At 70.8% G+C, this 24,908-nt stretch carries 24 protein-coding genes; 6 read left to right on the top strand and 18 right to left on the bottom strand.

All coding sequences use genetic code 11. From position 1 onward, the window contains the following. Positions 1-91: 91 nt before the first annotated feature. The 3 genes from rplL to GB932_RS08455 form a co-directional block, all read right to left on the bottom strand. Positions 92-475: a 50S ribosomal protein L7/L12 gene (rplL, locus tag GB932_RS08465; RefSeq protein WP_156760254.1), complete on the bottom strand. Its 384-nt coding sequence runs from the start codon at positions 473-475 to the stop codon at positions 92-94. Positions 476-530: 55 nt separating this feature from the next. Beyond that, a complete protein-coding gene (gene rplJ / locus GB932_RS08460; protein WP_156760253.1) occupies positions 531-1,046 on the bottom strand; it encodes a 50S ribosomal protein L10 in 516 nt (171 codons plus the stop codon). 378 nt (positions 1,047-1,424) lie between these two features. Further along, positions 1,425-2,102 (bottom strand): YqaJ viral recombinase family protein, encoded by a 678-nt coding sequence (locus GB932_RS08455; RefSeq protein ID WP_156760284.1) that lies wholly within the window; start codon positions 2,100-2,102, stop codon positions 1,425-1,427. A gap of 199 nt (positions 2,103-2,301) precedes the next feature. On the opposite strand from GB932_RS08455, the gene GB932_RS08450 reads away from it, so the two are divergent. Then, positions 2,302-3,978 carry a DHA2 family efflux MFS transporter permease subunit gene (locus GB932_RS08450; protein WP_156760283.1) on the top strand — a complete coding sequence of 559 codons (1,677 nt, stop codon included), beginning with the start codon at positions 2,302-2,304 and terminating at the stop codon, positions 3,976-3,978. Continuing rightward, positions 3,971-4,438 (top strand): MarR family winged helix-turn-helix transcriptional regulator, encoded by a 468-nt coding sequence (locus GB932_RS08445; RefSeq protein WP_156760252.1) that lies wholly within the window; start codon positions 3,971-3,973, stop codon positions 4,436-4,438. Before GB932_RS08450 ends, GB932_RS08445 begins: the two co-directional genes overlap by 8 nt. A 136-nt stretch (positions 4,439-4,574) precedes the next feature. Here GB932_RS08445 and GB932_RS08440 read toward each other — a convergent pair whose 3' ends face one another. From GB932_RS08440 to GB932_RS08415, 6 genes are read right to left on the bottom strand one after another with little or no spacing between them, the layout of a single operon-like run. Next, positions 4,575-7,004: a DUF4127 family protein gene (locus GB932_RS08440; RefSeq protein WP_197517396.1), complete on the bottom strand. Its 2,430-nt coding sequence runs from the start codon at positions 7,002-7,004 to the stop codon at positions 4,575-4,577. Positions 7,005-7,041: 37 nt separating this feature from the next. After that, positions 7,042-7,968, bottom strand: coding sequence for a carbohydrate ABC transporter permease (locus tag GB932_RS08435; RefSeq protein WP_197517395.1), 927 nt, complete (start codon positions 7,966-7,968; stop codon positions 7,042-7,044). Next, entirely contained in the window at positions 7,958-8,884 is a 927-nt protein-coding gene (locus GB932_RS08430) for a carbohydrate ABC transporter permease (RefSeq protein ID WP_231916082.1), read from the bottom strand. The genes GB932_RS08435 and GB932_RS08430 overlap by 11 nt, the downstream gene beginning before the upstream one ends. A gap of 2 nt (positions 8,885-8,886) precedes the next feature. Beyond that, entirely contained in the window at positions 8,887-10,176 is a 1,290-nt protein-coding gene (locus GB932_RS08425) for an ABC transporter substrate-binding protein (RefSeq protein ID WP_156760249.1), read from the bottom strand. A gap of 42 nt (positions 10,177-10,218) precedes the next feature. Then, complete coding sequence (locus GB932_RS08420; RefSeq protein WP_156760281.1) at positions 10,219-11,823, bottom strand: FAD-dependent oxidoreductase; 1,605 nt, start codon at positions 11,821-11,823, stop codon at positions 10,219-10,221. Positions 11,824-11,846: 23 nt separating this feature from the next. After that, entirely contained in the window at positions 11,847-12,899 is a 1,053-nt protein-coding gene (locus GB932_RS08415; RefSeq protein ID WP_156760248.1) for a LacI family DNA-binding transcriptional regulator, read from the bottom strand. A 118-nt stretch (positions 12,900-13,017) separates the two neighbouring features. Here GB932_RS08415 and GB932_RS08410 point away from each other — a divergent pair, with 118 nt between their 5' ends. Both GB932_RS08410 and GB932_RS08405 read left to right on the top strand, forming a co-directional pair. Then, complete coding sequence (locus tag GB932_RS08410; protein ID WP_156760247.1) at positions 13,018-13,983, top strand: ROK family protein; 966 nt, start codon at positions 13,018-13,020, stop codon at positions 13,981-13,983. Beyond that, positions 13,980-14,654 (top strand): N-acetylmannosamine-6-phosphate 2-epimerase, encoded by a 675-nt coding sequence (locus tag GB932_RS08405; RefSeq protein ID WP_156760246.1) that lies wholly within the window; start codon positions 13,980-13,982, stop codon positions 14,652-14,654. Before GB932_RS08410 ends, GB932_RS08405 begins: the two co-directional genes overlap by 4 nt. Before the next feature lie 9 nt (positions 14,655-14,663). On the opposite strand, the gene GB932_RS08400 is transcribed toward GB932_RS08405, so the two are convergent. Then, on the bottom strand, positions 14,664-16,373 hold the full coding sequence (locus GB932_RS08400) for an amidase (RefSeq protein WP_156760245.1): 1,710 nt from the start codon (positions 16,371-16,373) through the stop codon (positions 14,664-14,666). Beyond that, entirely contained in the window at positions 16,370-17,404 is a 1,035-nt protein-coding gene (locus GB932_RS08395) for an agmatine deiminase family protein (RefSeq protein WP_156760244.1), read from the bottom strand. Before GB932_RS08395 ends, GB932_RS08400 begins: the two co-directional genes overlap by 4 nt. 63 nt (positions 17,405-17,467) lie before the next feature. On the opposite strand from GB932_RS08395, the gene GB932_RS08390 reads away from it, so the two are divergent. Continuing rightward, positions 17,468-18,073 (top strand): TetR/AcrR family transcriptional regulator, encoded by a 606-nt coding sequence (locus tag GB932_RS08390; protein WP_156760243.1) that lies wholly within the window; start codon positions 17,468-17,470, stop codon positions 18,071-18,073. Between the two features lie 6 nt (positions 18,074-18,079). Here GB932_RS08390 and GB932_RS08385 read toward each other — a convergent pair whose 3' ends face one another. Then, entirely contained in the window at positions 18,080-19,669 is a 1,590-nt protein-coding gene (locus tag GB932_RS08385; RefSeq protein ID WP_156760242.1) for an amidohydrolase, read from the bottom strand. Beyond that, a complete protein-coding gene (locus GB932_RS08380) occupies positions 19,666-20,910 on the bottom strand; it encodes an MFS transporter (protein WP_156760241.1) in 1,245 nt (414 codons plus the stop codon). The genes GB932_RS08385 and GB932_RS08380 overlap by 4 nt, the downstream gene beginning before the upstream one ends. A gap of 162 nt (positions 20,911-21,072) precedes the next feature. On the opposite strand from GB932_RS08380, the gene GB932_RS08375 reads away from it, so the two are divergent. Further along, complete coding sequence (locus GB932_RS08375; protein WP_197517393.1) at positions 21,073-21,684, top strand: TetR/AcrR family transcriptional regulator; 612 nt, start codon at positions 21,073-21,075, stop codon at positions 21,682-21,684. 124 nt (positions 21,685-21,808) lie between these two features. Here the strand turns inward: GB932_RS08375 and GB932_RS08370 are convergent, their stop codons facing one another. Genes GB932_RS08370 through GB932_RS19420 form a run of 5 tightly spaced genes read right to left on the bottom strand, consistent with a single transcriptional unit; the run spans position 21,809 to position 24,806 of the window. Then, positions 21,809-22,354, bottom strand: a complete 546-nt coding sequence (locus GB932_RS08370) for a hypothetical protein (protein WP_156760239.1) — start codon at positions 22,352-22,354, stop codon at positions 21,809-21,811. Continuing rightward, complete coding sequence (locus tag GB932_RS08365) at positions 22,351-22,983, bottom strand: hypothetical protein (protein ID WP_156760238.1); 633 nt, start codon at positions 22,981-22,983, stop codon at positions 22,351-22,353. The genes GB932_RS08370 and GB932_RS08365 overlap by 4 nt, the downstream gene beginning before the upstream one ends. Next, on the bottom strand, positions 22,980-23,558 hold the full coding sequence (locus GB932_RS08360) for a signal peptidase I (RefSeq protein ID WP_231916081.1): 579 nt from the start codon (positions 23,556-23,558) through the stop codon (positions 22,980-22,982). The genes GB932_RS08365 and GB932_RS08360 overlap by 4 nt, the downstream gene beginning before the upstream one ends. A gap of 11 nt (positions 23,559-23,569) precedes the next feature. Continuing rightward, on the bottom strand, positions 23,570-24,187 hold the full coding sequence (locus GB932_RS08355; protein ID WP_231916080.1) for a SipW-dependent-type signal peptide-containing protein: 618 nt from the start codon (positions 24,185-24,187) through the stop codon (positions 23,570-23,572). Between the two features lies 1 nt (position 24,188). Then, positions 24,189-24,806 carry a SipW-dependent-type signal peptide-containing protein gene (locus tag GB932_RS19420; RefSeq protein WP_231916079.1) on the bottom strand — a complete coding sequence of 206 codons (618 nt, stop codon included), beginning with the start codon at positions 24,804-24,806 and terminating at the stop codon, positions 24,189-24,191. Positions 24,807-24,908 lie beyond the last annotated feature (102 nt).

Raw genomic sequence — 24,908 nt, 5'->3', positions numbered from 1 at the left:
CTGTGGACTTCAGGCGCTGGACACGACGAAGCCCGCGGAGCCGTGATCGGCTCCGCGGGCTTCGCGGAAAAGAGGCGCTGAGGCCGCGGTCTTACTTGACCGTGACGGAGGCGCCGGCCTCCTCGAGCTTCGCCTTGGCGTCCTCGGCGGCGTCCTTCGCGACACCCTCGAGAACGGCCTTCGGGGCGCCGTCGACGAGGCCCTTCGCGTCGCCGAGACCGAGCGAGGTGAGCTCGCGGACGGCCTTGATGACCTGGATCTTCTTGTCGCCGGCACCCTCGAGGATGACGTCGAACTCGGTCTTCTCCTCGACCTCTTCAGCGGCGGCGGCCGGGGCGCCGGCAACGGCCACGGCGGCCGGGGCGGCGGCGGTGACGTCGAACTTCTCCTCGAAGGCCTTCACGAACTCGCTGAGCTCGATGAGCGTGAGCTCCTCGAACGCGCTGAGCAGCTCTTCGGTGCTGAGCTTCGCCATGTTGATTCTCCTGTGTGTTTTCAGCTAGGTAGGTGGGTTGTGCGAACGTGGGCGATCAGCCCGCGTTCTCCGTCTTCTCGCGCAGCGCCTCGACCGTGCGAACGGTCTTCGAGGGCAGCGCCTGGAACACGGCGGCAGCCTTCGACATCGAGGCCTTCATCATGCCGGCGACCTTCGACAGCAGAACCTCACGGCTCTCCAGGTCAGCGAGCTTGTTGACTTCCTCCGCCGAGAGCGGGGCACCGTCGAAGTACCCGCCCTTGACCACGAGAAGAGGGTGTGCCTTGGCGAAGGTGCGCAGACCCTTCGCGACGGCGACCGGGTCGCCGTGCACGAAGGCGATCGCCGACGGCCCCTGGAGGTCGTCGTCGAGGCCCGTGACCCCCGCGTTGCCCGCGGCGATCTTGGTCAGCGTGTTCTTCACCACGGCGTATTCCGCATCCTGACGAATGCTGTCGCGGAGCTCCTTGAGCTCGGCAACCGTCAGGCCGCGGTACTCGGTCAGCAGAACGGCGGTCGAGCTCTCGAACTTGTCGGTGAGCTCGGCGACCGATGCTTCCTTCAGCGCCATGGCCACTCCTTGATACGTACGAGGCGCCTCACGGTGGTGAGGTGCCGGCCGCGCCGCCTGCCCGCACACATGACAAAAGCTCCTGCGCAAGCGCACGGAGCTCTGGGATCCTGCTGAACAGGGAAGAGATTCAGTACACCTGCGCGGGCCCCTGCGTCTGCAGTGCTTCGATCGGATCACGTTCGCACGCGTTCCGACGACCGGCGGTCTTCGGCTTCCGCAATCGTACGACAGCAGGGAGCGCGCCACCAAATCGGTGAGCCTGAGGATGTGCTGATCGAGGCTGAGGATGTGGTGGGCTGGGCCAGGCGGACGGCGAAGCCGGATCCGCCCAGAGGGACAACGGAATCGAGTCGCCCCTCTGGCGGCTCGATTCCGTCAGTCCGTGAGAGCGAGGGCGCGGTAGGCGTCCTGGGTGGCGGCGCGCAGCATGGCCTGCTCGCGCGGACTCATGTCGCCCTGCGGGATCTTCTGGCCGGTGGTCAGCTGGTAGAGCTCGTCGATCAGGGCGGTCGCCATCGTGACGAGCCCCTCGATCTCGCTCTCGTCGCGGTCGATCCACACGCACTTCGGGTCGTCGTGGAGGGGACGGAAGTCGCGATGCTCCTCCCAGACGAAGAGCGTGCGCTCGGCGCCGAGCACGTGCTGCTGCCACCACACCTGGCGCAGGTACTGCCGCGGGATCGTGCGCCACGGCTTGTTCGTGGTCTTGATCTCGGAGAGCGTGACGCGCCCGTCGTCGTCCTGCGCGATGCCGTCGGGCGTGGCGAGGTGGCGCTTCTCGGAGTCGGAGCGGAACAGGGCGGTCGACGGGAGGATCCCGTGTTCGCGCTCGACCCAGGCGGCGATCTCCGGCTCGCGGCGGCGACCATGGTCGGTGTAGGCGTTGCCCGAGAAGCTCGACGGCTGCAGCTTCTGCTTCGCCGCGCGCAGGACCGAGGCGGGCGTCGACAGGTGCGCGACGTCGGTGGCGGTGATCCCCTGCGAGCGGGCCCTGAGCCACGCGACCCGGTCTCGCGAGTCAGCCACGACGCGGGCCTGCAGATCGGGGGTCAGCACCCTCACGACCCTAGCCGAGCACGTCGGGAGCTTCGGGAACGACGCACGTCGTTCAGATAGTTGCGTAAAGTCAACCAAGGTTTTATAGTTGACGTACATCAACTTTCTGCGCGTCGATGTCGCCGCGCTCCGTCCCCGTTTCTCGTGAGAAAGGACGCGCGTGAGCTCTCCGCACTCCACCACCGTCTCCGCCACCATGTCGCGTCGCCAGGTGCTCGAGGCCCTCTCGGGTCTGCTCCTGGCGATGTTCTGCTCGATGATGTCGATGACCGTCGTCGGCACGTCGCTGCCGATCATCGTCCCCGAGCTGGGCGGATCCCAGACCTCCTACACGTGGGTCGTCACCATGACCCTGCTCACGACCGCGATCTCGACCCCGATCTGGGGCAAGCTGTCTGACCTGCTCAACCGCAAGGTCCTCATGCTCATCGCCCTGACGGTGTTCGTGCTCGCCAGCGCGGGAGCCGGGCTGAGCCAGAACGTCGAGACCCTGATCTTCTTCCGCGCCCTGCAGGGCATCGGCGGCGGCGGGCTGCAGGCGCTCGCGCAGATCCTCATGGCCGACATCATCAGCCCCCGCGAGCGCGGTCGCTACATGGGGCTCATGGCGGGCATCATGGCGATCGGCACGGTCGGCGGCCCGCTCCTCGGCGGCCTCCTCACCGACACGATCGGCTGGCGCTGGAACTTCTATGTCGGCGTGCCCCTCGGCATCATCGCGTTCATCGTGATCGTGCGCACGCTCCGGATCTCGCAGCACCGCGAGGGGAAGGTCCGCATCGACTACCTCGGCATCGGGCTGCTCAGCGTGGCGGCCGGATTCCTGCTCGTGTGGATCTCGAACGTCTCGGACTACGGCTGGGCGAGCTGGGAGACGCTCTACATGGTCGGCATCGGCCTCGTCGCGACGATCGCGTTCATCTTCGTCGAGCGCCGGACGGCCGAGCCGCTCATCCCCATGGGGATGTTCCGCAATCGCACGTTCACCCTCGCCGTGCTCGCCTCCGTCTCGATCGGCGTGTCGATGTTCGGCACCGCGATCTACCTCAGCCAGTACCTGCAGATCGCGCGCGGCTTCGGCCCGACCGAGGCGGGGCTGCTGACGATCCCGATGGCGGCCGGGATGCTCGGCGCATCGACGATCGTCGGGCAGATCGTCTCGCGCACCGGTGTGTGGAAGCCGTACCTCGTCCTCGGCGGCGTGCTGCTCGTCGGCGGCACGGGGCTGCTCTCGACGCTGCACGTCGACACCCCGCTGTGGCTCGTCGGGGTGTTCATGTTCCTGCTCGGCGCCGGAACGGGCATGACGATGCAGAACCTCGTGCTCGTCGTGCAGAACTCGGCGGATCCCGCCCAGATGGGCGTCGCCAGCTCGGGCGTCAACTTCTTCCGCTCCGTCGGCGGCACGGCGGGCGTCGCGATCATGGGATCCGTGCTCGCGGCGAGCATGACGCAGCAGGTGACCGACCGCATGGCCGAGATCGGCGCCGCGGTCGCATCGCTCGGCACCGAGGGCCGGGCCGTGGCCGAGCAGCTCGCCGCCGGAACCCTGCCGACGACGCGCGACATGCCGGGCGCGATCGCCGTGATCATCGAGGACGTCGCCGCCAACGCGATCGCGCACGCCTTCCTCGTGGGTGTGCCGCTGGCGGTGCTGAGCCTCGTGGCCATCTGCTTCCTGCCGAACGCGCGCCTCGTCACGCAGACGACGATCCAGCGGCTCGAGGAGCGCAGGGCGGCGACGGGATCCGCCGACGAGCGGGCGGAGTCGCGCGTGGGCGCCGAACGCGCCGCGCAGACCGCGGTAGCGTCGACGGGTGCGATCCCCACATTCGAGTCCGACGGATCCGGCACGCCGCGACGCGATGACTGACACCCCCGACGACGGCGAGCGCGCCGAGGCGATCCGGTTCGTCCAGTCCAGCCTGGGCGATGTGTTCGCGCAGTTCCGCCGCCTCGTGAAGCGCAACGCCGAGTCGCTCCAGCCCGGCCTGCACCCCGCGACATTCAAGATGTTCACGGTGATCGCGCGGCACGCTCCCGTGACCGCGTCGACCCTCGCCGGCTGGCTCGACATGGACAAGGGCCAGGTCAGCCGAGCGGTGCGCGACCTCGAGGAGGCCGGCCTCGTCGCCCGTCGACCGGACGAGTCCGATCGGCGGTCGTTCGTGATCGAGCCGACCGAGAGCGGCCGCACCCGCCTCGCCGTCGTGCGTGCCCGGCAGGAGCAGACGCTCCACGCGCGCCTCGCGGACTGGCCCGTCGAGGACGTGCACCGCCTCGGCGAGCTCCTCCACGCCCTCACGGAGCAGGATCCGTTCGGTGAGGACTGACCGCGACGCCCAGCGACCGTTCGCGAGTGCCGTCTGGCCGCTTCCCGCGCGCTACGGGGCAGATCGGCACTCGCGAACCCGAAGAATCGCCGGCGCGAAGGGGACGTGACGTGCGACGGGGAGGAACCTCCGGTGCTCACCCCAGGCAGACCTCCGCATCGCGGCATGTCGCCTCGATCTCGTAGAGCCGGGCGCGGCCGTCAGACGTCGCGTCGATGTCGAGGCGGATCGCGTCCGCTTCGACGGCGTCGAAGGTGAGAAGCGACGCCTCTTCGTCGTTACCGAGGACACCGGCGACCTCGACCCATCCGTCAGCGGTGGATGCGGAGACCGTGTAGTCGCGCAGCGGGAAGCCGCCGTACTGGTGCAGCGCCACCGAGTCGATGCGCTCCGTCTTGGCGAAGTCGACCTGGAGCCAGTGCGGATCGCCGACGTCGGTGATCCATCGACTTCCGATGCTCGCCGAGTTGCCGTCGATCGCGCGTCCGGGCTCATAGGAGCCCCACCATCCTGATGCGGTCGCCACCGCTCCCTCGCTCGCCGCCGCGACATTGCGCAGGCGCGCGGTGACGGTTCCCGATGACGAGGCGACCTCGTCGCCGTCCACGACGGCCACCGCCTCGACGACCTCTTCGGCGCCCGCGGCGACCGCCGGCGTCGTCACGGCGATCTCGACGTCCTGCGCGGTGAGCGGTGCGAGCGCGACCGACGAGGGCGCGGACACGCTCCAGCCCTCCGGGACGCGCACCTCGACGTCGATGACGAGGTCGTGCGCGGTGTCGTTGCGCGCGATCGCCGTCCAGGTGAAGGTCTGCTCCGTCTCGGGGATGACGCTGCGCTCGGATGGGACGAGATCGACGCTCGCGGGAGACGCAGGCTCCCCCATCACGACGTCGACATCGGCGTGCACGTCGATCTCCTGGTATCGCGGCCACGCGAGCTGCACGCCGAGATCGCCGAGGTCTCCGATCTCGCCGACGATCGTCCTCCCGCCGACCTCGCCGAGGTCCATCGGGACGCCGACGAACTCGTCGTCGAAGAGGTCACGCGCGAGTGGGATCGTGCGGTCGACGGCGAGCCGGTTCGCGTCCTCCCAGACCTGCGTCATGTGCTGCGGATCATCGCCCGCGTCCTCGGCGAACGCCTTCACGTCCGCGCGGACCTCATTGCGATAGCGGTCGGTGTGGACGAGCTCCATGAAGGTGAGGCGCTGGTGGGCCTCTGCGGCATGGGTCAGCAGCCACCGCTCGGAGGCCGCGTCGTTCACGGAGCCCGCGTCGACTCCCATCAGGCCGTCACGACTCGCGTCGAGAAGCGCCGCGCGCACGACGGCCTGTGTGAGGGAGACGCCCACGTTCCATCCCGACCATCCGCCGAGCCGTCCGAGATCGATGCGGGAGGCGACGAGGTCGCGCAGTTCGCCATCGACGACGCCGGCGCGGGCCTCGTCTCCGATCGCGACGAGGGCGCCCCGCGCGACCTGCTCGTGGATCCGATCCGCGAACGGGACGAGAGATCCCGCGCCTCCCGTGTTGGCCATGAGCGCGACATCGGCGCCGCCCGCGTCATCGCGCTGCGCACCGAGCGTCGTGACGTACTCGTCCACGAGGGTGCCGTAGGGGATGTCCTGATAGTGGGCGATCCAGTCGTCGCCGTGTGTACGCGACCACTCGACGGACACGGTGGGGCTCCTGTCGAGCCGCTCGAGCACGAGCTTTCCCGTCAGCAGGGCGCCGAGCACGTCGGCTCCGGGGTAGATCTTCACCCGATCGGCGACCCCGAGCTCATCGACCAGCCGGACGAGCTCCTCCTTCTCGGCGCGATGCGGGCCGTACTCGCTGGCGTCGTCCTGTCCGAGGATGAGGAAGTCGATGACGCCCTCGGCGACGGCGCGGATCGAATCCCTGTTGATCTCGTGGTTGCGTGCACGCGAACAGCGGTAGTCGTCCTTGATCTCCTGCGGGATCGCGGCCGCGGCCTCCTCGTACTCGTCGCGCAGCTCCTCGTGTCCGAGGTTCACGACGCGGTCCTCGAGCACAGCCCACGTGCGCACGGCGCCGGCGTATGTCCCGGGGTACGTGCCGGTGGGCGTCGTCGCGAGTCGCTGGATCACATCGAAGGCATAGATCGGCTGGTCCGGCTGCGCGGCCGCGACGTCGTCGATGACGGACAGGCGCTCACGCGCGGTCTCGAGCGTCGCGTCGCACGACCGCGACGCGACGAGGCCGCCGTACGCGAGCATGGGGATCGCGACGACGGACGCGTCCGCGTCCGCGGAGGAGTCACGCCACCACTCCCCGACGCCGTCGGCGTCCGCAGGCTCGAGGAACGCGCCGAGGTCGTCGATCGGAGGCTGAAGCTGTGTGTGACCACCCGCCCGTGCGATCTCGGCGGGCGTCGCCTCCGTGAACGGGCGATCGTCGAGGGGGACGATCGCGATGCTGCCGAGCGACGGATCCGTCGTGTCGCTCCCCGATCCGGACGGCGGCACGGCCGATGCAGCGCCTCCCGTCAGGAGGGATCCGATGAGGCCCGCCGTCGCGGCGAGCGCGAGTGTCGTGCGCATGGTCATCCTGCTCTCCCGAGGCATCTTCGCCTCGCGTTCAGCCCTTCAGTCCGGTCTGCGCGAGTCCCTGGATGAACTGGCGCTGTGCGAAGACGAACACGATGAGGACCGGGATCACCGTGAGCGTGGTGGCCGCGAGCTGCACGCTCCACATCGGCCCGCCGTACGCGTCGACGTACTGCGTGAGGGCCTGCGGGAGCGTGAAGTTCTGACGGCTCGAGAGGAAGACGATCGGCTCGAGGTACATGTTCCACGACTTGAGGAACGTGAAGATCGCGACAGCCGCGATCGCGGGGCGCGCAAGCGGGAACGCGATGCGCCAGAAGATGCCCCACCGGGTCAGGCCGTCGACCGTGCCCGCTTCCTCGAGCTCGTGCGGCAGCCCGATGAAGAACTGCCGCATGATGAACGTGGCGAGCACGCTGGGAGCGCCGAGCATCGGGATGACGATGAGCGGCCAGTGCGTGTCGATGACCCCGACTGCGTTCACCATCCGGAACAGCGGCACGATCGTCACCTCACTGGGAACGAGCAGCCCCACGAGCACCACGACGAAGAGCGCGTTCGCCCCAGGAAAGCGGATCCGAGCGAAGGCGTATCCTGCGAGCGCGGAGACGAGAATCGTCCCCACCGTCACGAGCACCGCGATGTACAGCGAGTTCCAGTACTGCTGCGCGAACGGCTGCAGCGCGAACACATCCCGATACGCCTCGAGCGACGGCGACAACGGCCAGAACGTCGGCGGGATCCGCAGGATCTCGCTCGTCGACTTCAGGGACGAGGTCGCCATCCACCAGGTGGGGAACACGAACGGAACGGCGAGCACGGCCATGACGGCGACGAGAATCCACGGGCGCCACGCGCGCCGGCCCTTCGGCCTCTCGCGGGGCGCGCCATCGGGGACCACGAGCGCGCGCGTCTCGCGTGTGGGCGACGCGGCCGCCGTGCCGTCGTCAGGACTCATGGTGCACCCACCGTTTCCGGGTCTGCCATTGGAGGAGCGTCAGGGCGAGCACGATGACGAACAGCAGCACCGCGATCGCGCTGGCGTAGCCGAACTCGTTGAATTGGAATGCCTGCCGGAACAGGTAGTAGACGAGCACGGTCGTCGAATTGCCGGGACCGCCCTGGGTGAGGACGTCGATGAGCGCGAACGTCTCCAGCGAGCCGACGACCGTCAGCATCGAGACGAGGAGCACGGTCGGGCTGATCATCGGCATCGTGATCGCCCAGAAGCGGCGCCACGCGCTCGCACCGTCGATCTTCGCGGCTTCCTGGATCTCCTCAGGCACGCCCTGGAGGGCCGACAGGAAGAGCACCATGTTCAGTCCGACGTTCTTGAACACCTGCACGACGACGACGGCGACCATCGCCGTGACGCTGCCGCGCAGCCAGTTCGGGCCATCGATCCCCATCGCGGCGAGCACGCCGTTGATGCCGCCGTCAGCCTGCAACAGGAATCCCCACACGATCGTCCACGCGACGAGCGAGACGACGACGGGTGAGAAGAAGAGCACGCGGAAGAGCGTCGTCGCCGGCGCCTTCTGATTGAGAAGGACCGCGAGCCCGAGCGACAGCGAGACGTTCAGCACGAGGATCCCGAGCGAGAACCACGCGCTCGCGATGAGCGAGTCGTGCAGCCCCTGGTCGGCGAGCATCCGCTCGTAGTTCGCGCCGCCGGCGAAGAGGAAGCTGCCCGCCAGCACGTTCCACTCGTGGAGGCTGTACCAGCCCACGGCGATCAACGGGATGATGACGAACGCCACGGCTCCGACCACCGCCGGCGCGGCGAACAGATACCCCGTGATCGCGTCCTGGCGCCCGAGGGCGGAGCGACGACGCGGTCGCCCCGTCCGCGCCGTCGCGCTCGTGGCCGGCACGTTCAGCCCTTGAACAGCGGATCGGCAGCGGAGCAGACGTCCGCAAGAACGGCGTCGACATCGGCGTCGGACTGCCAGAGGGCGTCGAGCTCGCCGCGGATCGCCGTCTGCAGCTGCGCGAAGTTCGCGTGCGCGGGCTTCGTGACGGCACCCTCGATGCCCTGCACCACGACGCTCTCGAGCTGCTCCGCGGAGAGCAGCGGATTCGCCTCGGCGAGCACGTCCGCGCTCAGGAGCGACTGGCGGGGCGGAGGAAAGTACGCGGCGAGCTTCTCGGCGCTTGCGGGCGACGTGAAGTGCGCGAGGAAGTCGGCAGCGGCCTCGGGGTTCTGCCCGTTCTGGAAGACTCCGATTCCCGCCTGTCCGATGACGTTCTGCTGCCCGTCAGGGCCGGCGGGGAGAGGAAGGATGTCCCATTCGAAGCTGCCGTCGAGCGCGGCTGCTCGCGAGATCTGAGTGATCGTCATCGTCGTGTCGCCGGCGAAGAAGTCCGCGCTCGTTCCCGGCGACGGCATGGCGCCGTCAGCGAAGACCGCGTCGTGGATCCACGTCATCGCGTCGGTCATCTCGGGTTCTGTGAATTCGCACGTCGCGCCGTCGGCGCTCCACGGACTCGCGCCCCAGCCGCCCCAGACCGTCGAGAGGTTGGTCCAGTCGCTGAACTCGAAGTCGCGCACGACGAGGCCGGCGCCGCCGAGCTCGTCGGCCGTCGCCGCCGCGACGGCGCGCGCCGCGTCGAAGGTCCAGTCGCCGGATGCGACGAGCTCGGCGGGGTCCTCCTGCCCGGCCTCGGCGACGCGGTCGGTGTTCACGAACATCGCGAAGGGCGAGTTGGAGAAGGGGTAGGCGTAGACGCCCGCGTCGTCCGACCAGAGCGCGAGGGCCGTGGAGAGGATGTCGTCGTACTCGTACCCCTCCGCCTCCTGCAGCGTCGGCGCCAGATCGGCGAGCGCGCCGGATCGCACGAACTCGGGCGCACTGCTCTCGAAGATCCAGGCGAGGTCCGGCGTGTTGCCGCCCGCGAGCTGCGTCGTCAGCGTCGTCGTGTAGTCCTCGAAGGGGACGGTCTCGAACGTCACCGACGACACGAGGCCGGGATTCGCCTCGACATATTCCTGGGCGATCTCGTCGAACAGCGCGAGATGTCCCTCGTCGGCCGTCCAGACGGTCATGCGCAGGTCGACGGGGCCGTCCCCTTCGGCAGACGGCGAGCCGGCGCCGGAGCAGGAGGCGAGAGCGAGCGTGACTGCGCCCGTGAGGGAGAGGAGCGTGAGTGCTCGACGGTGAACCATGATGACTCCTTGCGTAGGTGGAAGAGGGTTCGCTGGTGCGGGTCAGTACCCGGAGACGCCTTCGGGCCAACGGAGCTCGACGCCGTCTGCGGCGAGCGCGCCCTGCAGCTCGGCCACGCGGAGCGGGTCGCCGTGGACGACGTGCGGAGCGGTGCCGTCGCGGCGGCACCTGGCGGCGAGCACGCCCGCGACCTCGCCGATGTTCCACTCGACGGGATGCAGGCGGTAGCAGCCGTTGGTGATGTGAGTCGTGCCGATGTTCTTGCATCCGGCGAGCAGGTTCGACATGCGCTGCGGGATGAGCGCGCCGAGAGGGATCTCGAACGGCTCGGCGCCGACGTCGATGTAGTTGTCGCCGCCTGTCGAGGGATGCAGGTCGATGCGGTACATGCCGATCCCGACGCTGTCGTCGTAGCACCGCGCTCCGCCCACGCCGCGCACGGCACGCGCGACGTCCTGCTCGCGCACTGTCTCGAGGGCCCGGATCCGGCGCCCCTCCCGGTGATAGGGCGCCATCGCCAGCCCGTCGTCCGTTCCCATCAGGTCGGGGCGCAGACGCAGCCCGGGCCATCCGCGTCCGCCGTCAGGGCGCGGCGCCTCGGTCTGCATCCAGTAGAGCATCGAGAGGCTCAGTTGGCGGGCGGCCTCGAGGCGCTCGCTCGCGACGTCGGGCTCGACGTCGAACACCGGCGCGTCGAAGTAGTCGATGCTCGGCCAGTTGACGAGGGTGACGTCGCTGTCGAACGATCCGGGCTCGAACATGTCCTTGGCGAGGATCCGGCGGAACGTCCAGAGGTTGCCGTCCCCGGGGTCCGCGCTCTGGTCCGCGATGACCTCGAGCGGGTCGTCGCCGGGGTTCGGCTCGAAATGGCGCTCCGCGATCTCGAGGGTGCGCGGATGCGGCGCCTTCCAGCTGAGGAGGTTCGCTCCCCAGTACTCGGTCGTGTACTCCCGCCAGAAGTCGTACTGCGCGGGTCGGGTGATCGTGTGATCTCCCGGAGCGTGCTCGATCGCGAAGCAGACGCTCACGGCCTGTACGTTCTCGGGCTGCGCGTCGTCGGGTGCGCTCGGCTCGCCTGTCTCGGCGGCGCTCTCGAATCCCGTGACGTACTCGGTGCCGGTCAGCGGAAGCAGGTCGCCGGTCTCCGTGCAGTCGATGACGTAGTCCGCCGAGATCCGCGTGATGTCACCTGTGCGGAGGTCCTCCACATCGACGCCGACGACCGTATCACCTCGCGTCTGCGCGGCGATCGGCCTCGCCGGCTGGATCACGTGGAGTCGCCCCGAAGAGCGATGCGGCGCCAGCATCTCATCGATGGCGGCGACGACGACGCGCGGCTCGGCGCACAGCTTCGAGACCCATCCGGCCCCGGGGTTGAGGTCGTCGCGTTCGCGGGCATCGCGCGTGAGAGGGTACGCGCGCCGGTAGTAGTCGCGGACTCTGTCGCGCAGCTCTCGGTAGGTCGCCGTGCATCCGAAGTCCTCGATCCACGGGTGCTCGTCGAAGGGAACAGCCTGCGACGTCGCCTGCCCTCCGAGCCATGCGAACTCCTCGGTGAGGATCACACGCGCTCCGTGGCGGACGGCGGCGAGCGCTGCGGCGACGCCGCCGAGCCCTCCCCCGACGACAAGGATCTCGGTCTTCATCTCGCGCACGTGGCACCTCTCGTTCATGGTTGCGAACCCGCCGCCGGCGGGCCCGTCGTGGATCCCCGCGCGAACTCGCACGGGATGAGCACCTGGGTGAGGACGTCCTCGGCGTCCGACAGCTGACGCATGACGATGCGAATCGCCTCCGCCCCCATCTCGACGCGGGGGATGACGAAGCCCGTCCACTGGAGGTCCGCGTCGACGACCGTCTCGGGGTCACCCAGACGCGCGATCGACATGTCGTCGGGGATCCGCAGCCCTCGGTCGTCCATCGCGCGACGCAGGGCATCCGCCATGTCCGATGCCGCGACGATCGCCGTCATGCCGGCGGCGCGCACCTCGTCGATCACGTCTCCCGCGTCCGTCTCGGCGCCGTCGAACACCACGGCGCGCGTTCCCGCGCGGGCTGTCGCGCGTCGGTAGCCGAGCAGCCGATCCGCGGCGGAGACATGCCCCGTGTAGGCCGAGACGAACGCGATCCTGCGGTGACCGAGGTCGAGCAGGTGGTCGACGACCTCGGCGGTGGCCGCCGCATAGTCCGCGCCGGCGTACGGCACTGTGTGGCCGTGTGCCTCGCGGCGGCCGATGAACGCGAAGGGGAGTCCCTGGCGGACGAGATCGGCGAGATCCGTCTCGCTGCTGTGTCGCCCGAGGAGAACGCAGCCATCGGCCGTGCGGAGACGCTGGATCCCCGTGCGTCCTCGCCGCGTGAGCGAGGTGAAGAGCAGGAGGTCGATTCCGAGGCTCTCCGCCTCGGCTTCGAGGCCGGCGAGGAAAGGGTAGTAGAAGTCGGCGGCCTCCGTCGGAAAGACGGACTCGAAGGTGTAGACGCCGATGATGGATGTGCGCCCGCCGACCAGCGACTGTGCGGCGAGGTTCACGGAGTAGCCGGTCACGTCGATCGCGCGCAGCACGCGCTGCCGCACCGCCTCGCTGACGCGACGAGACGCGACGCCCTGCCCCGTGAGGACGAGGGACACGGTCGTCTGACTCACGCCGGCGACCCGCGCCACGTCGGCCTGGGTCGGCCACGATCCGCTGCGGGGGCGCACTCCGGGTCTCGAGGTCGTCATACTTCGGTACAGAACGACGTTTTGCGTATGACTGCAACCCCTCTGTGTGATTCGATCCGATCAGACGAGAACGCACCCGTCCTTGTGGTTTTGCGGAAAACTCCGTTTCCTCGCTCACATGACGGATGCGCGCCGGAATCGTCCCCACCTCACGGTCGGCGTCGACCTCGGCGGGACGAAGGTCGCCGCGGCCGCCGTCCTGCCCGATGGGGTCGGCCCCGTCCACTCAGCGTCCACCCCTGCCCAGGACGGACCGGACGCGGTGATCCACACGATCGTCTCGCTCGTCGCGCGCATCGCCGCCGAGCACGAGGGTGCCGATCTCACGACGGTGGGGATCGGAGCCGCGGGTTCGATCGATCCGGTATCGGGGGTGGTCGTGGCGTCGACGGCGTCGTTCGCCGACTGGGTCGGTACGCGGCTGACCGACGAGGTGCGCGCCGCGCTGCGGCCGCTGTTCGGCGATGTCCGGGTCGGCGCAGTGAACGATGTGACGGCCCATGCCCTCGGGGAGGCCAGCGCGCGCGGCTGCGGCGCAACGGCGAGCATGCTCGTCATCGCCGTCGGCACGGGCGTCGGCGGTGCCCTGCTCCTCGCCGGGCGCCCGCTCATCGGAGCGCGGAATGCCGCCGGCGAGATCGGGCACATCCCCGTCAGCGAGGCCGAGGATCTGACGTGCTCCTGCGGACTCCGCGGTCATCTCGAGGCGATCGGCTCCGGTCCCGGCCTTCGCGCACTGCACCTCTCGCGCGGTGGGGATCCTGGTGCGGTCGACGCTCGCGCGATCGTGCGACTCGCCGCAGATGGGGATCGCCTGGCGGCGGAGTCCATCGCGATCTCCGCCCGGGCCATCGGCCGCGCGATCGCCGGGCTCGTCGTCGCGACGGATCCCGCCGCGGTCGTCGTCTCCGGCGGGCTCGCGGCATCGGACGGGCTCTGGTGGGACGTCGTCCACGATACGGTGCGCGCCATTCTGCCCGCGCCCTTCCAGGATCTCGACGTCCTCCGCAGCGAGCTCGGGCCGCGTGCCGCGATGGTGGGCGCCGCGCTCTGGGCGACGCGGTCGCGACAGGAGGAGCGATGATCGACCTCACGCAGCTCGAGGGCGGACTGATCGTGTCGTGCCAGGCGTACCCTGGCGAGCCGATGGATCACGCGGAGACGATGGCGCAGCTCGCCGAGGCCGCGGCGGACGGCCGCGCCGGCGCCGTCCGACTGCAGGGGCTCGACGCCATCCGGCTCGGCCGCGAGCGTCTCGCTGTGCCGATCGTCGGCCTCGTCAAGCGCGGTGCGGATGGCGTGTTCATCACTCCGACCCTCGACGATGCCCTCGCCGTCGCCGAAACGGGTGCGGCGATCGTCGCGCTCGACGGCACCCGCCGCTCGCGGCCCGACGGCCGCACGCTCGCCGCGACCGTCGCGGCGATCCGCTCCGAGAGCGATGTCGCCATCATGGCGGACTGCGGTTCGGTCGACGATGCCCTGTCCGCCGCCGACGGAGGGGTGGACCTCATCGGAACGACGCTCGCTGGCTACACCGCCGAACGCCCGCGCACCGATGGCCCCGACCTCGCCCTCGTGGCCGAGATCGCCGCGAGGATCGCCGTTCCGGTGATCGCAGAGGGCCGGATTCATTCCGCCGCGCAGGCCGTCGCGGCGATGCGGGCCGGCGCGCACGCCGTGTGCGTCGGGACGGCGATCACGCACCCGACATCGATCACGAGCGCGTTCGTGGACGCGCTCGACGACCGATGAACCCGATCCTCAGCCGAGCGGCGGCGTGAGCGGCGGCGTGAGCGGCGGCGGCGTGCGGCGCTCGCGCGTCGCCTCGAAGGCCGCGCCGAGCGCGAGCAGCGCGGTGTCGTCGTACGCGCGGCCCGCGAACGTCAGCCCGAACGGCATGCGGATGTCGTCCGCCGTGCCCATCGGCACGGTCACCGTCGGGACGCCGAGGTGGCGGATCGCGAGGTTGCCGTTCGCGACCCACACGCCGTTGCGCCACCCGTCCTCCGCGGAGGCAGGATCCACGTCCATATCCGCGCGGCCGACGTCGGCCATCGCGGGGAAGACGACGGCATCGAGGCCGAGCCCGTCCATCCATTCCTCGAGGTCGAGGCGCCGCGTCTCCTCGAGGCCGCGCACGCCGCCGGCGAGCTCGGGGATCCGGGTCATGTCCGCGATGGGGTTCTCGCGGATGAACACGGGATACTCGGCGATGTCGTCGTCGAAGCCCGTGTAGCGGTCGGGCAGCGCGCCGTCCGGCTGCGGGAAGATCTCCGCGCCGTCGACGTCCGCGAGCGAGTCGAGCGCCGGGTCCCCGTTCGCGCGCAGGAAGTCGTCCCAGCCCCAGGCCGAGAGGTCGAGGATCTCGCGGGCGAGGTACTCGCGGCTCACGAGGCCGCGCGTGGCGATCGTCGGGGCGCCGGGACGGTCGCCCTCGTAGTTCGACACGAGCGGGAAGTCGACCTCGATGACCGTCGCGCCCGCCGCCTCGAGGTCGGCGCGCGCCGACTCCCAGAGGGCGATGACGGACGCGCGTGTGTCGATGCGCTGCCCTGTCGGCCCGCCGATCCCGGGACCCTCCGCCGTGCCCGCCTCCGGATCCGCGCCGATGTACATGCGCGGGACCCCGAGCGTCTTCCCCGCGAGGGATCCGCGGATCCCCGCGTACGACGTGGGGCGCACGCGCGAGGCGGCCGGGATCTCGACCCACGGCTGCGCGCGCCAGAAGTCGCCGCGCGGATCCGGATCGTCGGCGACGACGACGTCGAGCACGGCGAGCAGATCGGCCATCGTGCGGGTGTGCGGCACGACGACGTCCATCGTCGGCACGAGCGGCCAGTTGCCGCGCACCGAGATGACGCCGCGCGACGGCGTGTAGGCGCAGAGGGCGTTGCACGACGCCGGGGCGCGGCCGCTCGACCAGGTCTCCTCGCCGAGGCCGAAGGCCGCGAAGCTCGCGGCCGTCGCGGTGCCGGATCCGTTGGAGGATCCGGACGCGAACGCGCTCGTGAGGTACTCGGGGTTGTAGGGGCTCTCGGCGCGGCCGTAGAGCCCGCGCTGCATGCCGCCGTTCGCCATCGGCGGCATGTTCGTCAGGCCGAGGCAGATGGCGCCGCCCGCGCGCAGTCGTTCGACGGCGAAGGCGTCGCGCCTGGCCACGAGGTCGGCGAACGCGGGGCTCCCCGATGCTGCGGTGAGGCCAGCGACGAGATAGCTGTCCTTCGCCGTGTAGGGGATCCCGTCGAGCGGGCTGAGCGTCTCCCCCGCCGCGCGGCGCGCGTCGGACGCTTCCGCCTCGGCGAGCGCCTCGGGGTTGCGGACGATGACGGCGTTCAGCGCCGTCATCGTGTCCGGGCCGTCGTACGCGTCGATGCGCGCCTCGTACGCCCGCACCAGCTCGACGGCCGTCGTGTCGCCGCCTGCCAGCGCAGCCTGCAGGTCGGCGATCGTCGCCTCATGCACCTCGATCATCGTGCCACCTCCGGCTGCTGCTGCGTGATGCAGTGGATCCCGCCTCCGCGGGAGAAGATCTCTCGTGCGTCGACGGTCGTCACCGTGCGCCCCGGGTATACGGCCGCGAGCACGTCGCGCGCCCGTGCATCCGCCTCGGGCTCTCCGAAGCCGCAGGCCACCACGCCGTCGTTGACGACGAGGTGGTTGATGTAGCTCCAGTCGGTCCATCCCGCGTCGTCGCGCAGGGTCGCGGGCGCGGGGAGGTCGACGATCTCGAAGGCGCGGCCGCGCGCGTCGGTCTGATCGGCGAGGAAGGCGCGCAGCTCGCGTGAGACCGCGTGGTCGGGGTGAGAGGGATCCCGCTGCTCGTGGAGCAGGACGACGCCGGGCGACGGGATCGTCGCGACGATGTCGACGTGACCGCGGGTGCCGAACTCCTCATAGTCGCGCGTGAGTCCGCGGGGCAGCCAGACGACGCGCGATGCGCCGATCGTGCGGGCGAACTCGACCTCGACCTGCGCCCGGTCGGCGCCGGGGTTGCGGTGCGGGTCGAGCTGGACGGTCTCGGTCGCGAGCACCGTGCCCTCGCCGTCGACGTGGATCCCGCCGCCCTCGTTGACGAGCTCGCTGGCGATGATCTCGGCCCCGGCGGCGAGGCCGGCCGTGCGGCCGTGGTCCGCCGAGCCGCGCCACTGGGCCCACGGCTGATCGCCCCAGCCGTTGAAGACCCAGTCGACCGCGCCGAGCGCGCCGGGCCTCTCATCGTCGACGACGAACGTGGGGCCGGAGTCGCGCATCCAGAACTCCCCCACGGGCGCCTCGAGGATCTCGATGTGCCCGCCGAGCATGCGGCGGGCACGCGCGGTCTCGCTCGGGTCGACGAGCATCGTCACGGGCTCGAACTCCGCGACGGCGTGCGCGACGGCCGTCCACGCCGCGTAGCCGGCGTCGCGCTCGGCGCTCGTCGCCCCGAGGGTCGGGCCCTCGCGGGGGAAGGCCATCCAGGTGCGTGCGTGCCGGTCCGTCTCCGCGGGCATCCGCCAGGTCATGTGGTGCTCTCCTTCTATTGATCGCATGATCAATAGAATCGATGATGACGCTATCGTGGTCTCATGTCAAGTGCCCCCTCGCGCCGCCGGGCCCCGCGCCGCTCCCCCGAGGAGCGCCGAGCCGAGATCGCCTCTGCGGCGCGGGAGATCGCCCTCGCCGACGGGATCGCCGCGATCACGATGCGCTCGGTTGCGGCGCGCGTCGACGTGGCCCCCGCGCTCGTCGCGCACTATGTGCCGACGATGGACGAGCTGACATCGTCGACCTTCCGCGAGATCACCTCCGGCGAGCTCGCCGAGATCACCCAGCTGGCCGCCGGGCTCGCGCCGCGTGCCGCGCTCGCCGAGATCGTCCGGACGACGGTCGGCGGCGGGCGCGACGACGTCACGGCCATCTGGGTCGAGGCGTGGGCGCTCGGCCGCCGCAACGAGACCCTCGCCGCCGCGGTCCGCGCGCAGATGGACGCCTGGGCGGCCCTCCTGCGCGGCGTCATCGAGCGAGGTGCCGCCGACGGATCCTTCCGCGTCGACGACGCCGACGCGGCCGCGTGGCAGCTGCTCGGCATGATCGACGGCCTCAACGCCCAGGGGCTCGTGCGCTGGGGCGACACCTCGGACCGCGCCACCCTGCTGCTGCGCGCCGCCGAGGGAATGCTCGGCGCGCGCTGAGCGCCGCTACGCCTCGAACCGCGTGCGCCCGCCGATGACCGTCCGCACGACGCGGGCCGTCAGCAGTGCCTCGGCTCCCTGCGCAAACGGTTCCGCGTCGAGCACGGCGAAGTCGGCGACGCACCCGACCTCGATGCGCCCGCGATCGGATCCCGCCCCGATCGATGCCGCCGCGTCGCGCGTCGCGTGCGCGAGGGCCCGCTCGAGGGGCAGCGCGCGGTGCGGCTGCACGGCGGGCAGACCGGGCTCGAGGGCCGACGCGCGCGTCGACGCGACGTACATGTTCGCGAGCGCCTCATGCGGCGCCGTCGGCGCATCGGTCGAGAACGCGAGCACGGCGCCCGCCTCCTCGAACTCCGACCACGCGAAGCCGCGCCCCACACGCTCGTCGCCGAGCTGCGCGGCCCAGTTCGCGAAGATCGCGGGATCCGCATGCACGGGCTGCATCGACGCCGTCACGCCGAGGCGCGCCATCCGCGTGGCCGTCTCCGGCGCCGCGTACTCGAGGTGCTCGATGCGGTGCCGGCGCGGGCGATCGCCGTTCACGCGCATCGCGTGCTCGATCGCGTCGAGCGCCAGCGTGCTCGCGGCGTCGCCGATCGCGTGCATCGCGATCTGGAGGCCCGCCCGATCCGCCGCGGCCACGATCGGGAGGAGCCGCTCGGTCGGCCAGATCGGGCCCGCGTTCTCACCGTTCGCGTAGGGCGCTCCCATCGCCGCCGTGCAGGCGTCGATCGTGCCGTCGAGGATCAGCTTGATCCCGATGACGTCGACGCCGGGTGTCGCCGTCGCCGCCAGTTCGGCCGCTCGGGCGACCTGCGCGAGATTCTCCGCGTCATCGTCGGCGTTGCCCACAAACCAGTGCGCCGCGACGCGCAGCGGCATCGCGCCCTGCTCCGCCGCCCGCGCGAAGGCCGCGAGCCCGTATTCGTCGAACGCCATGTCGACGGCACCCGTCACGCCCGACGCGAGATACGCCGCGACGACACGCTCCACGGCGGCGTCGCGCTGCGCATCGGTCGCCGTCGCGTCGCGGTGCGCCCACGCGAACTGCTGCGCGGCGGTCTCGTAGAGCATCCCATCGGGCTCGCCATCCGGCGTGCGACCGATGCGTCCGCCCACAGGATCCGGCGTCTCACGCGTGATGCCGAGCTCCGCGAGCGCGGCGGAGTTGATCCAGCAGGAGTGATAGTCGTTGGCGTCGAGGTACACCGGCACATCGGCGACCGCCTCGTCGAGCATCGCCGCCGTCGGCGCGCCGCCCGGGACGGAATCGAAGAGCCATCCGCGGCCGCGCACCGCGCCGCCCGACACCTCGCGAGCGGCGCGGATCCGCCGTTGGATCTCGCCGAGCGAGCGCGCGTCGGTGAGAGAGACCTGGCCGAGCGCGTCGCCGAGCATGAGGAGGTGCGCGTGCGCGTCGATGAATCCGGGGACGACGAGGCCGTCACCCAGTTCGACGACCTCGTCGGCGGCGAGCGCCCCGGCCGCGGGCCCGGCGCAGACGATCCGATCGCCATCCACGACGAACGACTCGACGAATGCCGGGTCGGATGCCGTGAAGACCCGGCCGCCGCGATAGAGGGTGCGCGTCATGCCGCGACCTCCCGCACCGGCTCCGCCGCCTCGCGGCCTGCGCGCGACGACAGCCGTGCGATCAGAGCCGTCGGGACCGCGAGAACGAAGCTCGCGACGCCGAGGATGATGGCGAACGCCTCGAACCCGAACGCGCCTGTGAGCGCGGCGCCGATGACGGGTGTCAACGCGGATCCGATGAGGTAGACCGCGAGCAGCGGTCCGGACCAGCGGCCATCCGCGTCGAGCGCGGCGGCCGTCGAGACGAAGTACATGAACGCGAGGGCATAGATCGTGTTCCAGCCGACGAAGACGACGATGAACAGGGTCGGGTCGGTGACGTAGCCGTGCAGGATCTTGAGCACCCCGCCCGCGACGAGCAGCACGACGAGCGGTGCCGCCCGGCCGAGGCGGTCGCCGACGATCATGAGCCCGATCGATCCCAGCAGCCCGCCGGCCGTCGCTGCGCTGAGCGCGATGCCCAGCCCCGCGGGAGTGAGGCTCGCCTGCGCGGCGCCCATCACGCCGCCCATCGCCCAGAGCGAGTCCTCGCTGACGGCCCACAGCACGAACACGACGAGCAGCGAGAATCCGGCGATCGTCACGGCGCGGGAGGGTACGGGCCCCGTCCTGACGGTCCCTGTCGGCGGCACCTCGATCGGCATCGCCTCGGCGACGGCGGATCCGGCGTGCGACGCCGCGATGGGCGCGGCGGGGAGCCACGCGGTGAGGACGAGGCCGATGAGCGAGAACAGGGCGAGGGATCCGAACACCTGCAGCGGAGCCAGGCCGACCACGGGGACGACGGCGAGGACGACCGTGATGACCCCGCGGTTCGCGAGGCCGTTGACTCCCGCGACGCGATCCGGATTCCGGAACGCCGCGAGCGCGGCACCCGACGCGGCGACCGCACAGCCCACGCCGGCGCCGCCGATCAGCAGGCCCGGCAGGATGAGCGCGGGCGCCAACGCGGCGCCGCCGAACGCGACGAGACCGGCGACGAGCCCGACGCGGGCGACGGTGCGCCGTCGCGGCCCCGCGCAGAGCGGCGCGATCGCGAGCCCCGTGACGGCGGTCAGCAGCAGTGTCGCGGTCACGAGCCAGCTCGCCGCGAGCACGTCGAGCCCGAGCCCCTCCTGCGCGGCGGTGATCATGTACGGCGACAGATTGACGCCGAGATAGCCGGCGATGCCGATCGCGAAGGTCGCGGTCGCGGTCGGGACGCGAAGGGGCACGCGGGCCCCGGTGTCTGCGTGAGTCATGGGTGGTTCTCCGTGGGGGTGCACGACGATGTGCGCCGGATCGTAAAACGAATGCCATTCGTCAACGAATGGTGTTCGCTATTATGCACGAGAACCACCCCGCACGGAACCCCGCACGGAACCCCGCGGGGATCCGCATCCGCGAGATCGAGACGAGACGCCATGGCCCGCCCATCCACTCCCCTGCTCTCGCCTGCCCTCATCGGCGACGCGGGCCTCGAGCTCGCGCGCGCGGGCCGGGCGTTCGGCGTCAACGCGATCGCGCGCGAACTCGGGGTGCGGCCGTCGTCCCTGTACAACCACGTGGACGGGCTGGACGAGATCGTCGAGCTGATGCGCGGCCGGCTGATCACGTCGTATCGCGTGGATCCGTCGCCGCGGCCATGGGACGCGTATGTGCGTGCCGCGCTGCATGCCCACCGGCGCATGTACGCCGACCACCCGACCCTCGTGCCGCTGCTGATCGGGAAGACGATCACGCACCCGCTCGTGATCGAGGCCTATGACGAGCTCGCGACGGTGCTCGTGGAGGCGGGCTTCCCCGAGGACGAGGTGCTCACGGTCATCGCGGTCATGGACGCGTTCGCGATCGGCTTCGGCCTCGACCTCGCCTCCCCCGACGATGTGTGGCGCCCGTCGGAGGACACCCGCACGCTCGGCCGCCTCCTCGACGAGGCCGAGCGCGGCGACGCCCGCGCCGACCGCACCTTCGAGCTGGGGTCGACGCTGCTGCTCGACTCGCTGCGCGCGCGGCTCGCGAGGGGGGCGGACTGAATCACACGGGAGGAGCGCGAGTCTCAGCGCCGCGATCCGGTACGGGCCCGAAGGGGCGGACGCGCTCCCGTGCAGGAGATCGGGCGCGCATCATGGATGCTGATGGGCCGTACGGAGCGCGTGCTCAGGCATCGGGGTTGGGGCACTGGATCCCGGCGAGCGGCGGGATCCGGACGGCGATGGTCTTCGTCTGAGGCGACTGCCATTCGGAGGTGCCGGGCGTCCAGACGGTGCGGGCCGTCACGGTGAAGCTCGAGCCGAGAAGCAGGTCGGAGAGGGATCCGAGGATCTGCTGGAGGACGCCACCTGTGAACGTCGTCGTGTAGACGCCGCTCGCGTTCGGCCCCGTGGTCGATGCGTTCGCGACCGTGCCGTCGATGCGCCACCGGGTGTTCGCCGCGGTGAAGCCGCTGTAGGGGGCCGTCCCCTGCGGCCACCGCCACATCACGGTGAGAAACGGCTGCGCGAGGTTGAGGATGCTCGGCCGCTGGCAGCTCGTGGAGGTGATGGTGGCCGGCTGCAGGACGACCGTGCCGAGCGCCTGCGCCGACACCGTGCGCTCGACATCCGTGAAGGCGGCGTCTGTCTGATGCGCGGACGACCCGCCCAGCGCCGCCGACAGCACCATGACGCCCAGCGCGGCGATCCCGATCCCCCGGCGCCTCCTCATGCGCGTTCTCTCCTGTCGCGCCGGGCCGCGGTGAGCGCCGCCCCGACGCCGACGGCACCGAGCGCGCCCCAGCATACGGCCCAGAGCGGAGCGCCGCCGGTCGTGGCAAGTCCGTCCCCGCCGTCGTCGTCGGGCGGCCCCGCTCCGACCTCTTCGCCGAAGCCCTCGGCGAGCACGCGCAGCTCGGATCGCGCCCCCTCGCGCGGGTCGTCGGGTGCCGTGACCGTCAGCAGAAGACGCGCGGTGTCGTCGGCGTCGATCCGCAGCAGCGGTTCGCGCGATCCGTCACGAGGCACAGGTGATTCCGCCCGCAGCCGTTCCGCGCCGGTGGGGCAGGCACCGCCCTCCCAGGGGACGCCGCAGCGGAAGACCTCCGCCGCCACGGCGAGGGCGCCGGATCCCATGAGGAAGATCTCGATCCGGCCGGGCTCTCCCGGGGTGGCGCTCACGTCGACGAGCCAGTCGATGCGCTGGCCGGGTGCCAGGTCGGCCGCCACCCGCTCGTCGAGGACGGACACGAGGCGCAGCCGGTCGCCCTCGACGACCTCGGGCGCCGTCGAGGCCGTGGCGGCGCTGGGGGTGAGGAGAGCGGCGAGGATCAGCCCGCCGATCGCGCACATGCGCCTCATGTCGCCTGCCCCACGGGTTCCGTCCGCTCCGGTTCGGAGCGGTCGCTGCGTTCGCGAGGCCAGAACGCCCAGCCGACGAGGAGCCCCGCGGCGAGCGTGAGACCGCCGAGCACGACGGGGTTGCCGAACCACACGATGACGGGCGCGAGACCGGGAACCGAGAACAGCACCTCCCGCACGGTCGTCACCTCGTAGGGGAACGGATCGTCGGCGTCGTTCGCGTCGCCGCGCATCGTGATCACCCGCTCCTCCGGCGTGTCTCCCACCTCCACGCTCGTGACGCGGTGGGTGATCGGAAGCTGCGCATCGCTCCGGTCGACCGTGACGACGTCGCCCACCTCGACATCGCTCGCGGGCACCTCGTGCACGACCGCGACCGATCCGGACGGGATCGTCGGCGCCATCGATCCCGTGCGGAACATCATGAGGCTCACGTCGAAAACCAGCGCGAGCACGACCAGCCCTACGCACACGGCACCGCCCGCCGCCGCGATCCACAGCACCACCTCGCCGGCCGCCCGCAGCGGGCGGGGACGACGACGCTCCGCGTGACGCGCGACGACACATTCCACCACTCCTGCTCCTCTCAGACCGCCTGCGCCGCGACGACCCATCGCGGCGTCCCGGTCAGCCCCTGCGCCTCGTTGCCCGTCGACGATGGCAAGGATATGGCGAAGCAGTATGTGACGACGGAACCGGCTGACGCGGACAGCTGCTGCGTCGTCGATGAACCTGTCGTCAGATCGGATCCCGTGGGCACGACCTCGGTTCCCGCTGCGTAAGTCGTCGCGTCGCACGTCGTCCCCGCGACCGTGCGGACCCCGTAACGGAGGAACGCGCCGAGCCCTGTGCCGTTGCCGCCGTCGGCGGTCAGCTGCGCCGTGCCCGCAGCGGACTCCGCGAGCGTGCGCACGGAGAACCGCCCGTACACCGTCTGGCCCGGTACGAGCGCGTTCGCGGCGACGGTGAAGTCGAGCGCCGCGGCGCCGGCCGCGTCGAGATGCTCCGAGAAGTCGACGCCGTTCGTCGACCCCTCGATCCCGAACGTCCCCGCCGCGAACGTCGCGGTCGCATGCTCCTGATCGGTCCAGGCCGCAAGGGTCGATGCCGCCCCGACGCCGAGGACGATCCCGCTCGCGAAGATCGCGCGCGCACGCCGGAGGACGAGCGACCGGGAGCGCGACGCGTGCTCCCTGCGCGACACGTCAGGCCGCGTCGTTCGAGGTCGCCTGGAACTCCCACGTCGCGGTCGACGTCGCCCCCTGCGCGAGGTCCTCACTCGCAGTGACCGCGAAGCAGAGCTGCACGCTGGCCCCCGGGACTCCGTCGCCGTGCAGCAGGTCGACCGTCGCGGCGGCCGTGTTCGCGTCGAGCGTGGCCCCGTCACCGAGCACCGTGCCGGCCGCGACCGTGGTCGCGTCGCACGTCGCAGCGGGGTCGATCGCCGCGACGACGTAGCCGTACTGGTCGGCGGCCCCCGTCGCAGCGACGCTCGCCTGCGCGAGGGTGCCGTCGACGCTCGTATCATCGTCGAGCCGAACGAAGAACGAGTCGTAGGCGACCTCGCCCGGCACCATGTTCGACGTGTCCGCGACGAACTGGACGTGATCGAGCTGCTGCGCCCCCGCAGCGTCGGAGTGCTCGGCATACGTCGCGTCGTCGAGGGATCCCTCCAGGTTGAAGGATCCGGCCGCGAAGCCGGCCGTGGCGAACTCGGAGTCATTCCAGTTGGCGAGCGTATACGCCGCGCCGATACCGACGACAAGGCCGCCGGCGAGGATCGCGAGCACCTTGCGGCGCCGCACAGTGGTGCTGTCAGTCATAGTTCTTCCCCTCGCCACGAGCGGCGGCGCCATGCCGCAGGAGACCCGCGGCCTCTCGCGTGCCAGTATTCCCCATGCCCCGCACGCCCACAACAGCCGAGA

It is taken from the genome of Microbacterium karelineae (assembly GCF_009745985.1).
GTDB lineage: Bacteria > Actinomycetota > Actinomycetes > Actinomycetales > Microbacteriaceae > Microbacterium > Microbacterium karelineae.
This window is presented reverse-complemented; position numbering and strand designations above follow the sequence as displayed.